Consider the following 12,679-nt stretch of genomic DNA (forward strand, 5'->3'; position numbering starts at 1 on the left):
GATGTAATGCTTTGTACATGAAAAAAGTTTTTTCCTCTTGAAATAGTGTTTGCACAGATTTTTATCTTAACTCATATTTTCATTAAACTTAGATGTTAGACAAAATATGTGCGTTTGTTCCCTTAAGACACCTGTTTATTCTAAACTATAACTGTTACAATTCCATTGCAAAGGAGAGGGACTTCCTTTCTTTTGGATTACAAAATCATTAAATATAGGAAAATTGTAAAACTTAGATAAAAAAAGCTGAAACTCAGTTCAACTTTTTCTTAAGATATTGGCCAGTATAAGAAGCTTTGACCTTGGCGATTTCCTCTGGCGTACCCGTCGCAATGACTGTCCCTCCGCCTGCGCCGCCTTCAGGCCCTAGGTCAATGATGTAATCGGCCGTTTTAATGACGTCCAGATTATGCTCAATCACAACGATTGTATTGCCTTGGTCCACCAGCCTGTTCAGGACTTGCAGCAGAGTTGCAATGTCATCCGTATGCAGGCCAGTCGTCGGCTCATCCAGTATGTAGAAGGACTTTCCGGTGCTGCGCTTCTGCAGCTCGCTGGCCAGTTTCATACGCTGGGCTTCGCCGCCTGACAAGGTTGTCGCCGGCTGTCCAAGCGTGACATAGCCTAAGCCGACATCCACGATTGTCTGGAGTTTGCGGGCAATTTTCGGCACGTTCTGGAAGAATTCCAGCGCTTCTGATACACGCATGTCCAGCACTTCAGAGATGTTCTTGCCCTTGTAATGGACTTCAAGCGTCTCAGAATTATAACGGCGGCCATGGCAGATTTCACAGGGAACGTAAACATCAGGCAGGAAATTCATCTCAATTCGGATAATGCCGTCGCCTGAGCAGGCTTCACAGCGTCCGCCTTTGACGTTGAAGGAGAATCGGCCTTTCTTGTAGCCGCGCACTTTGGCCTCGTTGGTATTGGCAAAGACGTCGCGGATGTCGTCAAATGTGCTTGTATAAGTCGCCGGATTTGAGCGGGGTGTCCGTCCAATCGGCGACTGGTCAATATCAATCAGGCGCTCAATTTCCTTGTAGCCGCTGATGGTTTTGTATTTTCCCGGCTTTTCAGAATTATGGTTAAGCTTCTGGGCCAGGGCGCGTTTCAGAATTGCGTTGACCAGTGTGGACTTTCCGGAGCCTGACACACCAGCGACGACGGTCATCAGGCCGAGCGGAAATTCAGCGTCAATGTTCTGGAGATTGTTCTCACTGGCTCCTGTAATCTTGACAACTCGTTTCGAGTCAATCTTTCTGCGGGTTTTCGGCACGGGAATCTTTTTCTTGCCGCAGAGATACAGACCGGTAATAGAATCTTTATTTTTTGCCACTTCTTCCGGTGTGCCGCTGGCAACGATTTCACCGCCGAGGTCACCAGCTCCTGGCCCGACATCAATTAGCCAGTCTGCCGCCATCATAGTGTCTTCGTCATGTTCCACGACAATTAAGGTGTTACCTAAATCTCGCATTTTTTGCAAAGATTCTATAAGACGGTCATTGTCGCGCTGATGCAGGCCAATCGACGGCTCATCCAGGATATAGAGCACGCCGGACAGGTTCGAGCCGATTTGTGTGGCCAGACGAATACGCTGGGATTCACCGCCGGACAAGGTTGCCGAAGCCCGCGACAGGGTCAGGTAATCCAGGCCGACGTTTTTCAGGAAGGTCAGCCGGTCACGCACTTCTTTGACAATCGGGCGCGCAATGGTGTTTTCCTTTTCAGTAAGCTCCAGTGAGTCCAGCCAATCCAGCGCATCGCCGATGGCTTTTTCGGACAATTGGCCGATATGTGTATGATTAATCAGAACTGACAAGGCCTGGTCGTTCAGACGATAGCCGTGACAGGTCTGACAGGTCAATTCGGTCATGTAGCCTTTCATGACTTCACGGGTAAAATCGCTCGATGACTCGCGATAACGCCGATTAATGTTGGTGATTACACCCTCAAAAGGAATGTCGATGTCGCGCACGCCACCGAAATCATTGACGTAGTGAAAATGAAATTTCTCTTTGTCTGAGCCGTAAAGTACGACTTGTTTGTCTTCGTCAGTCATATCCGCCCATGGCGTGTCCATGCTGATGTCAAAGGCGTCCATGGCCTGCTCCAGCATCATTGGATAATAATTGCTGGAAATCGGGTTCCAAGGGGCTAAAGCGCCCTCACGCAGTGTCTTGCTGCTGTCGGGCACGACCAGATCCACATCGACTTCGCTCTTGATGCCCAAACCGTCACAGTCCGGACAGGAGCCGAAAGGCGCGTTGAACGAGAAAAGACGCGGCTCAAGCTCAGGCACGGTAAAGCCGCAAATCGGGCAGGCGTAAAATTCGCTGAAGAGCATCTCTTTGCCGTCCATTGTATCAATGCTGACATAGCCCTCGGACTGGTGCAGCGCCGCTTCAACCGAGTCGAAAAGACGGCCTCGGACATCCTGCTTGACCACGATACGGTCAATGACGATGTCAATGTCGTGCTTTTTATTCTTATCCAGGCTCTCTACTTCGGAAACATCGACGATTTCCTTGTCAATGCGCACGCGCACATAGCCCTCGCGTTGAATGCGCTCAATCACTTTTTCGTGACGGCCTTTTTTGCCGCGGACAATCGGTGAGAGAATCTGCAGTTTCTGACCAAACGGCAATTCCAGGATACGATTGACAATTTCTTCAACCGACTGCGCCGAAATCGGGCCATGCCCATTGATGCAGTAAGGCACGCCAATACGCGCGTACAGCAGTCGGAGATAGTCGTTGATTTCAGTGACCGTCCCAACTGTCGAACGAGGATTTTTACTGGTGGTTTTCTGGTCAATTGAGATGGCTGGCGAAAGTCCGTCAATACTGTCCACATCAGGTTTGTCGACATTTCCCAGAAATTGCCGGGCATAAGCCGAGAGCGACTCGACATAACGGCGCTGCCCCTCGGCATAGAGCGTGTCAAAAGCCAAAGAGGACTTGCCTGAGCCGGAGAGTCCTGTTACGACGACCAGTTTGTCACGCGGAATGGTGACGTTTATATTTTTCAGATTATGCGCGCGAGCGCCTCTTACAACTATATTTTCCTGCGGCATTGTTTTTCCTTTATTGAGTTCATCTACGCCGCTTTGCGGCTCCGAATGTCCGTTTTCTCTACTTGCTAAAGCAAGTGAGAAAAAGGCAACACGTCTGGAACTGAAAAATTAACAGGCGTGTTTCACATCTTGAATGCTATCCTTTCATTATACCATGCTTTTTTGTATAATGAGACTGTGAAATATTATTATACTTATGTTTTGCTCTGCGCCGACGGGACGCTCTATTGCGGCTTTACGGACGATTTGGACAAGCGTCTGGCGGTTCATAACTCGGGCAAGGGCGGTGCAAAATACACGCGGAGCCGGCTTCCGGTCAAACTTGTGGCTTCTGTGCAGTTTGATAACGCACATGATGCCAGGTCCTGCGAATGGTGGTTCAAACACAAGGTTGGGGGACAGCAGGCAAAGCTCAGACTTATTAACGAAGAAGACGGGATTCTGAACACTTACACGGCTTGGTCAAAAAGCCGCAGCAAGTAATTTCTGCATTTCATTATGAGTAGAGCAAACAAAAAAGACAGCCGAAGCTGCCTTTTTTAGTAACCGAGTTCAACACGCCTCTTAAAAGGCGTGTTTCACATCTTGAGTTTTAATCATCAATGATTATTTTTTTACAACGTCCTTGAGGGCCTTACCAGCTTTGAAAGCAGGAACTGTAGTAGCAGGGATTTTAAGAGCCTTACCAGTTTGAGGGTTGCGGCCTTCACGTGCTGCACGTTTGCGAGTTTCGAAAGTACCGAAACCAATCAATTGAACCTTGCCGCCTTTTTTAAGTTCTGCTTTGACAGCATCTGTAAATGCATTAACTGCTTTCTCAGCGTCTTTCTTTGTAAGACCAGCTGATTTTGCAACTGCTGCGACGATATCCTGTTTGTTTGCCATGTGAGTATTCCTCCAATGTTTTTGTTTTTACCTTTAGGCAGTTATTAGCATAACACATTTTGGTCATCGGGTCAAGCCAGAAGCCCTTGAAATGGCGTTTTAATGCGTTTTTAATGCTTTTTTTAGGAAAATTTATTTATTCATGTAAATTTCGAAAATATAGCTTCCCGCTGTCATATCAATACTTTCAGCCTTAAAAGACAAATTGCCGGCAACTGTCAATTGATTTAAATTAATTTTGACGGTTGAATTGGTAGAATTTACTTTGACAAACGACGGCAGTTTCATGATTTTCACATAGTCCAGCACTGCGCTTGCCGGCATATTGAGTGTTCCGGCAGATATTGACTGGACCGTCAAGAGAATTGAGCCGTCACTTGTCATGGCCGGCTGAAAATAGACATAAATCGGAATTTTGGCTGAAAAGAGTTTGTAGTCCATCTGCAGCACAGCATTTGAATCGGCGAGATAAAACTTGTAACCGAGCGACTTGCTGCTCATTTCTCCCAGATAGCTGTTAATCAGGACATTTAGCTCATCGCGTGTCATGTTGATTTGGCCGATTTTTTTGTTCGTTGTGACTTCGGCTATTTTCGCAGTCAAATCCGACTCTCGCGGCACAAAAACTCGACTGGCCGCCAATAAAACTAAGGCCAGATTAAATGCCAGAAGGATGAAAAACAGCCATTTCCAGCGATTTATTTTCAGTTTTCTTTTCTTCATTTATTTTCCTTTTCATAAGCAGAAAATACAGCATTTGCCATGATTTTATAGCCGACATTGTTGGGATGGAATTCGTCGTACTGTGAGAGAAGGTCATTTGCTGTGCCGGTTTCCGCGCCCGAGCCTTTTTCGATGAGATTGCTTATTGACACAAAGGTCGCTTTTTCCTGATTAACCGTTTCCTCTGCGGCTTTGTTCCACTTATCAAAAAGTTCCTGAAATTCGGGAATATCACTGAAGCTGAGATAGAAAGGATTGTAAATGCCTAGAACATAAATTTTAACATCTGCTTTTCCGAGGCTGCGAATCTCATCGAAAAGCTTGACTAGCTGTTTCTGATAAGCCTGAGCAGGTTTATTGAAATCAGAAACTTTTAAGCTTGACAAATTGGTTAATTTGCCGCGAAAAGCTTTCATCAGGTCATTTCCGCCCACTGTGATTGTAATGATGTCAGCAGACTTGACGGCTGTCTGAATTTTTTTCTGCTTAATCAGCCGGTTGTATATCTGCACGCTGGTATCGCCGGCTTTTCCGAAGTTCTGATAATTCACTTTACAGTTATCAGCAGCTTCAATCTGATGCGCCAGAAGCGGCACGAAGCCTCCCTCTTTAGTAGAATCGCCCACTCCTGAGGTCAAAGAATCACCTATAGCCGTGTAATTCAAGCTTTTACCGATTTTAACCGTATGGCTGCCTGACAAAAATTCCGACTTGGCAGGCGGAATTGTAATTTTCAGTATTAGAAAGAATGCCAGAATTGCCAGCAAAAAACCGGCAACACCTAACAATTTCTTATTTTTATTCATCATAGGCAATCATAACAGCAAAAGCTCCGCGGCCAGTATGAGTTGCAATGATTGTGTTTGTTTCAAGCACTGTGATTGGTTTTTCAACAAATCGTTGCAAAATGTCTTTGAAAGTTTTTGCCAGTTCCAGATTTTCAGCATGGGAAATGCCGATTTCCTTGATCTTACGGCCGGAGGCAGAAAGATTTGACGACACTTCATCGATAAATTTCTTAAAAGTTTTACTTCCGCGTCCTTTCATGAAAGTTGTCAAGGCACTGTCTTTCATTTGCAGGACTACTTTCAAATCAAGCAGGCCGCCGATTAAACCTGTAACACGTCCGATTCTTCCGCCTTTTATCAGGTTCTCCAAAGTTGTCACGCCGCAGTATAAATCTGTGTTTCTCTGCATTTTTTGTACTGCCGCGAGTATTTCCTCTTTAGAAGCCTCCTGTTTGGCCAAACGTGCCGCTTCAATCACCTGGAAAGCAAGCGCCTGGTCCGTGAACTCACTGTCAATAACAGTCACGTCTCCAGCCGACATCGCTGCTCCTTGACGTGCAGATTCTACGGTACCAGACAAAGAATTTGCCAGATGAATCGAAATCACTGAACTGCCGTCCTCAGTCAATTCATGATAAAGGTCGTCAAAAACGCCGACCGGCGGCTGGCTGGTTTTAGGAAGAACCGCTAACGACTCAACCTTTTCCAAATATTCATTCAGCGATAAATCGCCATCTGTGTAAATAACTCCATTAATCATGTAATTCAGGGGAACTACAGTGATATCAAGTTCCTGAATGAGTTCAGGCTCAATGGAGATGGTTGAATCAGTCACTATCTTTATAGACATTGTTTACCTTATTTCCTTTAATAATCATTATAACAAATTTTAATACTTTTAGGCTGAAAATTTGCTGAATTCGCAGAAAATCTGCCTGGAAATTTACTTAAATCTAGCGGAAAACTGCTTTAACGGAGAGTTTTTTCAACTTCTGCATCAATTGACTGCTGCTGTCAACGTAAAAATTTGTCTGCGTGGTGAGCTTTGTGGCTTCATTGTGGAGGATGACCGGATATGAGCCAGGATTTGCCCGCAACAGGCTGGCAATCTGCTGATTCCGGCCGCTGTCCGAATTGCTAATCCAAAGTTTTTTGTCTGTTTCTTCCAGCGTCACGACTTGCGTGGCTTTCAGCTGCATCTCGTCATTTCGGAGCTCGGCGCGTCCCTTAATCAGAAGCATTTTGCCGCGCTCTATTTTATGGCGGTTAACCGCAAAATTATCTGAAAAAAAGACGACGGTGAGCGAACTTACAGTGTCTGTGACTTCGACAAAGGCCATTTGAGCCCCTTTTTTATCCGTTGAAATTCGAACGCGGCGGACATCCACCAGAATTGTGGCGAAAGCACCGTGTACAAGGTCTGTCAGAGGGGTAAAACTGCCGGCCAGCTTCTTCTGCCATTGCGTCAGCGGATGCGGCGAAATCGCAACATCCAGCAACTCACGCTCAGCGTCATATTTTTCAGTGACTGACAAGTCTTCAGCCTCCTGAAAACTGAAATTCAACTGGTCTTTAGCAAAAAGGTCGAGCTGAAAAATTGTCACATAATTAATCAAATTCTGCAAATTGGCCAGAAGCTTCCCGCGATTCGACTCAAGCTTATCAAAGGCGCCGATTTCAATCAATGGACGAATCAAATCTGCGCGCTGCCATTGAGCAGGCGTCCGCCGCACAAAATCTGTAAAATCCGAAAAAGGACGATTCTGCACAATCCAATAAGCATAATCACGCGGAAAAGCGTTGATATGAGCCAGTCCCAGACGAACCCGGCCATCCGCCACCCGGTCATGATAAGGCATGCTATTAATATCCGGCGCGTCAAACTGATAATCATTTTCAGACAAATCCGTCAAAATCCGCCGACGCTCATAATTTGCCAGATAAACCTCATAAAATTCATCCGGGAAATGCGCTTTGAAATAGGCCAGCTGCACAGCCAAAGCCGCATAAACATAAGCATGCGAGCGATTGAAACCGAAACCGGCAAATTTGACAATCAAATCGTAAATCTTCGACGCCTGCTCTGCTGTATGGCCTAACTGAGCTGCCCCCGCAATGAAGTCAGAGCGCAGCTTTTCAAATTCAGCTGAGCCCTTACGCTTAGAAATCGCCCGCCGCAGCAAATCTGCCTTTCCCAGCGAAAAACCGGCATAGCGCTGCGTCACCTGCATGACCTGCTCCTGATAAATCATGATGCCGTAAGTCGGCGCAAGAATCTCCGTCAAAACAGGGTCAATAACCGGCACCTCTGCCTTCCCATGTCTTCGTGCAATATATTCTGAGCTGAAATCAGACGAGCCGGGATTGCGAATTGCCCGCGCCACTGCAATATCTTCAAACTTCGTCGGCTGCAGTTTCCGCAGCAGAATCCGAGCCGGCGTCCGCCAATACTGGAAAATCCCTTCCGTATTGCCCGCTCGAAAAAGCGCCAGTGTCTCCGGGTCTTCCAGGTCAATCGTCAGAGGGTCAATGTCAATGCCCTGCCGCTTTTTAACCGCCTCGCGAAGTTTTGCAATCAGCGACAAATAATTCAGCCCAAGAAAATCAATCTTCAGCAGGCCGATAGCTTCAATATCCGGCGCATCAAACTGCGTCACCGCCAACGGCTCGCCCGCTCGCAGCGCCGTATAATGATAAAGCGGCTCATCTGACAATACAACTGCCGAAGCATGCAGCGAAGTCTGCCGAGGCAGGCCCTCAATCTTCCGCGCAAAGTTATAAATCTGCTGCAGACGCTCAGAGCGCAGAATTTCTGCACGAAAACGCTGATTTTCCTCAAATTCAGTCGTCAAACTGCCGCCCCAGGATTTGATAGACCGTGTTAACTGGCCGATTTCCATTTCATTCAGGCCAAAGGCTTTTCCCACATCCCGCAGGGCCTGCCGTTTTCCAAAGGTCGAGAAAGTCAGAACCTGGGCCACATGGTTTGTCCCGTAGCGCCGCTGCATATAAGCCAGCAGCTCGCCGCGCTTGTCATCCGGCATGTCAATATCAATATCAGGCATGGCCACGCGCTCAGGATTCAAAAAGCGCTCAAACAAGAAATCATTGGCCACAGGGTCCAGGTGCGTAATTCCCAGCGCGTAAGCCGACAGAGAGCCCGCTGAAGAGCCGCGCCCCATTCCGCAGTAAATATTACTTTCGCGCGCAAAGCGCATTAAATCGGCCACAATCAGAAAATAATCGTCGAATCCCATCTCATGAATGACCGAAAGTTCCAAATCCAGCCGCTGCTGGTAAGTCTCATCCACAGTTACACGAGCAGCTAAGCCTTTTTGAGCCAGGTCTGTCAGCATTTCTCCAGCTTCGCGACTACTGTCAAAACGCGGCAGCTGCAGTTTTTCCGTCACATCATATTTGACACTACGCACCAATTCTTCCAGATTTGCCAGTGCCTGCGGGGCATTCTCAGCATAGTATTTTTCATAAACCGACGGCCGGCGCAGCACTTCCGAGCGTGTCATAGATTCAGCCTCTTCACTGTCGCGAATCGTGTGCAGCACTTCCAGCACCGCCAAGTCATCAGCCTCAAGATAACGGACAGCTGGAAAGGCAATCAGCTGGTTAGACTGTGTTTCCTGACCAATTTCCAATGCTACATAAGTCTTACTGGACAATCTCACGACTTCCGGCAGAAAATCCGCAAAGTCACTCGGCAGCACAATCGCAATTCCCTCCAGCACATCGGCCAAATCCGCAAAGTCCGTCCGGCCAAAGCCCTTGCGAGTCGAGATTCGCAGCAAATTATGATAACCCGCCGTATTCAGCGCAAAGAAATTCATCGGAACCCGCGCGTCGCCCAAAATAAAGTCCGTCAGAAAACCAACGACAGGCTGCAGCCCGCGCTTCTGCGCCCCTTTGATAAAACGGTAAGCCGCATGAAGATTGTCATTGTCGCAAATTCCGACCGTCTCATAACCCAGTTCAACCGCTCTGTCCAGATAGGCATTCAGCTTTACCACCGAGTCAAGAAAGCTGAATTCCGTCTTTGTATTAAGTATCGCAAAGTTCACTCTTGAAATTTTTCCTTAATAGTATTATACTTGATTTTAGACAAAAGAGAAAGGCAAGGTAATTTTTCGATGAAATTTCTTGTAACCTTATTTTGGGCCTTGGCCATCGGTCAAGTTGTTGCCTTTATCGGCGCCAAACTCGTTGGTGTCGGCGACGACCCTTTTTATGCGATGCTGGCTTCAGCCGGCTTTGCCGTCGGCGTCTACCTCATCAAAATGGTTGCGCTTAAGCCGGAAAACAAAACTGCTGCCCGCTAACCTATCATCTTTTTGAGCAAACAAAATCCGAATTCTGACGAATCCGGATTTTTTGTACAGATGATGATATTTTGCACTGAAGAAAGCTTTAGCCCTAGCAGAAAGTTTACTCCGCCGCCAACGATTCAATCGTGTTAAGACGTGCCCCCTTAGCCGATGGAGCCAAACTGGCAAAGAAAGCAATGACCAGCGCAATGATAATAGCCATCACAATCATGTAAGGCAGAATCTGCACAATATCGCCACCGACCAGACTGTGCATGCCCCTGTTGATTGCAAACTGCCCGACAAATGAGAGACCGATTGCAATGATAGACGAGAAGACGCCCAGAATCAGGTTCTCCGCCGTAAACAAGCGCGAAATATCCTTGCGCCGTCCGCCCATTGCACGAATCACGCCAATCTCCTTAGTCCGCGCCGCAACTGACATATAAGTCGTGACGATAATCATGAAAATCGACACCAGAAGCGAAATTCCTGCAACCGCAGCCAGCACAATGGTGACAATCTGCGTGATGGAGCTAATCGTGTCCAGAATGCTGCCGACACCTCTGGTCGCAAAGATATACTTACCGTCTGTTTTCATAGCGTCAATCTTTTGCGTCGCCTGCTTGACATTTACTGTCTTATCGACCGTGACAATGACATACCCCGTTTCAGTTGACATTCCGTTTGCTTCATAAAGTCCTTTTATTGTATCATATGAAGTCATAGGACTGTTGAAAGCCATAGAACCAGTCGCATTCAAGACGCCAGAAACGGTCATTTTCTGCTGCACTTGACTTGGCCCGCTGCTGGTCATTAGCATAAAAGTAACATCAATCGTCTTTCCCAGCACCGCTTTCCAGTTCTTATCGGCATAAGCCGCCGGGTCAAGCGTCTGAACATCAGATTCTTGAAGCACAAGTTCATTTTTACCAGGCGCTTTACCAGCATTGAGACTGGAATCCGTCAACAAACTGGACCAGCTTACCAGACTTTTCATCTCCTTGCTCTTGCCGTTGTAATCCATATGAATCGCTGTATTCATCATATACATCGGGTCCACCGACTTGACATGATTGACTTTCTGAAGCTTGTCCTTATAAGACGAATTAATGTAATAATCGGCTGGAGAGGTCGCATTGGCCTGAGCAGCCTGCTGAAAGGCACTATTGGGATTTTTATCCTGATTTTCAGCACTACGCCGTACAGCAATGAAAACATTCGGATTGGCAAGATTGGTCACTTGGGAATTCATATACTTCGTCGCGCCATTGCCCAGCCCGAAGAAAAACATGACAGAAGCCAGACCAATGGCCGAGCCGATGGCAATCAGCAGATTAATCTTCCAGGAATTCAGAAAATGTTTAAAAGCCATGCGGAAAGTATCGCCGTAGCTCAGAACCTTCGGTTTAAACTGCCTTTCAAGCTGCACCACAGGATAAGCCTCTTTGATACGCGAATCGTCTAGAATCTTGCCGTCTTCCAGATGCACAATCCGTGTGCCGTGATTGGCCACCTCCTGCGAATGCGTCACCACAATGACAGCCTTTCCCGATTTTGCAATGCTGTCCAGCAAATCCAGTACTTCCTCTGTATTATCAGAATCCAGCGCACCCGTCGGTTCATCCGCCAGGATAATCTCCGGGTCGCTCGCAAGCGCTCTTGCAATGGCCACACGCTGCTTTTGACCGCCCGACAACTGGGCCGGTCTTTTCTTGCGATGCTCATAGAGTCCCACCTGGCGAATCAGCTGCACAGCACGCTGATTTCGCTCTTTATCAGACAAATTCGTCATCTTCAGCGAAACCAGCACATTGTCCAGGACACTCAAATAGTTAATCAGATTAAAAGACTGAAAGATGAATCCAATCGTGTCACGGCGATAAGCATCCATATCTTTTTCTTTTTTCGACTTCTGTGTCTGTCCTTCAACGATGACTTCCCCGTCATATTCACGGTCCAGACCGCCGATAATATTCATTAAGGTGGATTTGCCGCCGCCGGATTCGCCCAGCAAACTGACAGAATCACCGCGGCGGACCTTCAGGCTGATGCCTTTTAAAACAGGAAATTCTTCTTTTCCCAGGAAAAAAGATTTGTGAATATCCCGCAGCTCTAGAAGTGGAGGAGGGGGAGTTGATGAAACGGATTCAGTTTCTGCTGTAAAAGTACCCGCTTCAGGATGACTTGCGGCGAAATCCGTTTTGACATTTTCTTTAGTATAGCCATCAAATGCCTGATAGGCAGGATAAGAATCCGTCTCAGTAATTTCCTGCAGTTTTTGCTCTGACTCTTTTTTGGTCACTTCCTCAGCTTGCAGGCCAAAGTCAACAGCGCTCAATTTTCCGGTAAATGTCTGCGCTTGCTTGACACGAACTGAATAGGCCTCCCATTGATTTTCAAAATTCTGTCTGGCCGATTTAAAATTCGTCAGCTTTTCCTGAGAGTCTGCATTAATCGTTGTATTAGTACCGTCAGACAAGAAGAGCTCATCAGAACTCGCCTGAAAATCATACCAAGCCAGTTTATAATTAGCTTGTGCCTGCACCACATTTTTACGGTTCTGCGCCAAATCACTGAAAGCAGACGCCTCTTTTTTGAGATTGAGAATATCTGCTGACTGAGCTGAACAATTGGCAAGCTGCTTCAGCAAATGCTTATTTTCAGCTGTTTCAAACGGATTATCCGGGATTACCCGAGAACGCTCCAAGTGCCAATTTTTTCCTAAATTCGCCCGTTCACTTCTTATCTGATTTCTTAAATCCATCTCGTTGGCCATTCGATTGTACCTTCTAATTTTTACTGTCATTTTAACATAAAATTTATAAATAAGCTCAGAATTTATAAGTAAATTCGGATATAAAAATAGCCCGCAAAAAGGGGCTATCTAT

At 46.7% G+C, this 12,679-nt stretch carries 9 protein-coding genes; 2 read left to right on the forward strand and 7 right to left on the reverse strand.

Annotated elements, in window-relative coordinates; translation table 11 throughout:
* Positions 1 to 253: 253 nt before the first annotated feature.
* Entirely contained in the window at positions 254 to 3,076 is a 2,823-nt protein-coding gene (uvrA, locus tag ACYQ2E_RS01960) for an excinuclease ABC subunit UvrA (RefSeq protein ID WP_460016374.1), read from the reverse strand.
* A gap of 177 nt (positions 3,077 to 3,253) precedes the next feature.
* Between uvrA and ACYQ2E_RS01965 the strand changes: the two genes are divergently transcribed.
* Complete coding sequence (locus ACYQ2E_RS01965) at positions 3,254 to 3,559, forward strand: GIY-YIG nuclease family protein (protein ID WP_460016375.1); 306 nt, start codon at positions 3,254 to 3,256, stop codon at positions 3,557 to 3,559.
* Positions 3,560 to 3,682: 123 nt separating this feature from the next.
* Here the strand turns inward: ACYQ2E_RS01965 and ACYQ2E_RS01970 are convergent, their stop codons facing one another.
* From ACYQ2E_RS01970 to ACYQ2E_RS01990, 5 genes are all read right to left on the reverse strand, one after another.
* Positions 3,683 to 3,961, reverse strand: a complete 279-nt coding sequence (locus ACYQ2E_RS01970; RefSeq protein WP_460016376.1) for an HU family DNA-binding protein — start codon at positions 3,959 to 3,961, stop codon at positions 3,683 to 3,685.
* A 132-nt stretch (positions 3,962 to 4,093) separates the two neighbouring features.
* Positions 4,094 to 4,684, reverse strand: a complete 591-nt coding sequence (locus ACYQ2E_RS01975) for a YpmS family protein (RefSeq protein ID WP_460016377.1) — start codon at positions 4,682 to 4,684, stop codon at positions 4,094 to 4,096.
* Positions 4,681 to 5,493: an SGNH/GDSL hydrolase family protein gene (locus ACYQ2E_RS01980; protein ID WP_460016378.1), complete on the reverse strand. Its 813-nt coding sequence runs from the start codon at positions 5,491 to 5,493 to the stop codon at positions 4,681 to 4,683. Before ACYQ2E_RS01980 ends, ACYQ2E_RS01975 begins: the two co-directional genes overlap by 4 nt.
* Complete coding sequence (locus ACYQ2E_RS01985; protein WP_460016379.1) at positions 5,483 to 6,322, reverse strand: DegV family protein; 840 nt, start codon at positions 6,320 to 6,322, stop codon at positions 5,483 to 5,485. The genes ACYQ2E_RS01980 and ACYQ2E_RS01985 overlap by 11 nt, the downstream gene beginning before the upstream one ends.
* Before the next feature lie 103 nt (positions 6,323 to 6,425).
* Positions 6,426 to 9,545 carry a DNA polymerase III subunit alpha gene (locus tag ACYQ2E_RS01990; protein WP_460016380.1) on the reverse strand — a complete coding sequence of 1,040 codons (3,120 nt, stop codon included), beginning with the start codon at positions 9,543 to 9,545 and terminating at the stop codon, positions 6,426 to 6,428.
* Positions 9,546 to 9,614: 69 nt separating this feature from the next.
* On the opposite strand from ACYQ2E_RS01990, the gene ACYQ2E_RS01995 reads away from it, so the two are divergent.
* Complete coding sequence (locus tag ACYQ2E_RS01995) at positions 9,615 to 9,803, forward strand: DUF2929 family protein (RefSeq protein WP_460016381.1); 189 nt, start codon at positions 9,615 to 9,617, stop codon at positions 9,801 to 9,803.
* Between the two features lie 106 nt (positions 9,804 to 9,909).
* On the opposite strand, the gene ACYQ2E_RS02000 is transcribed toward ACYQ2E_RS01995, so the two are convergent.
* The gene (locus ACYQ2E_RS02000) at positions 9,910 to 11,901 is read right to left on the reverse strand and encodes an ABC transporter ATP-binding protein/permease (RefSeq protein ID WP_460016464.1); all 1,992 of its coding nucleotides are present in this window, start codon (positions 11,899 to 11,901) and stop codon (positions 9,910 to 9,912) included.
* Positions 11,902 to 12,679 lie beyond the last annotated feature (778 nt).

Source organism: Lactovum odontotermitis (assembly GCF_054658595.1).

Bases quoted from the DNA above. Each gene is read 5' to 3' on its own strand.
- ACYQ2E_RS01995 (WP_460016381.1), top strand. From the start codon at position 9,615: ATGAAATTTCTTGTAACCTTATTTTGGGCCTTGGCCATCGGTCAAGTT.
- uvrA (WP_460016374.1), bottom strand. From the start codon at position 3,076: ATGCCGCAGGAAAATATAGTTGTAAGAGGCGCTCGCGCGCATAATCTG.
- ACYQ2E_RS01975 (WP_460016377.1), bottom strand. From the start codon at position 4,684: ATGAAGAAAAGAAAACTGAAAATAAATCGCTGGAAATGGCTGTTTTTC.
- ACYQ2E_RS01985 (WP_460016379.1), bottom strand. From the start codon at position 6,322: ATGTCTATAAAGATAGTGACTGATTCAACCATCTCCATTGAGCCTGAA.
- ACYQ2E_RS01970 (WP_460016376.1), bottom strand. From the start codon at position 3,961: ATGGCAAACAAACAGGATATCGTCGCAGCAGTTGCAAAATCAGCTGGT.
- ACYQ2E_RS01980 (WP_460016378.1), bottom strand. From the start codon at position 5,493: ATGATGAATAAAAATAAGAAATTGTTAGGTGTTGCCGGTTTTTTGCTG.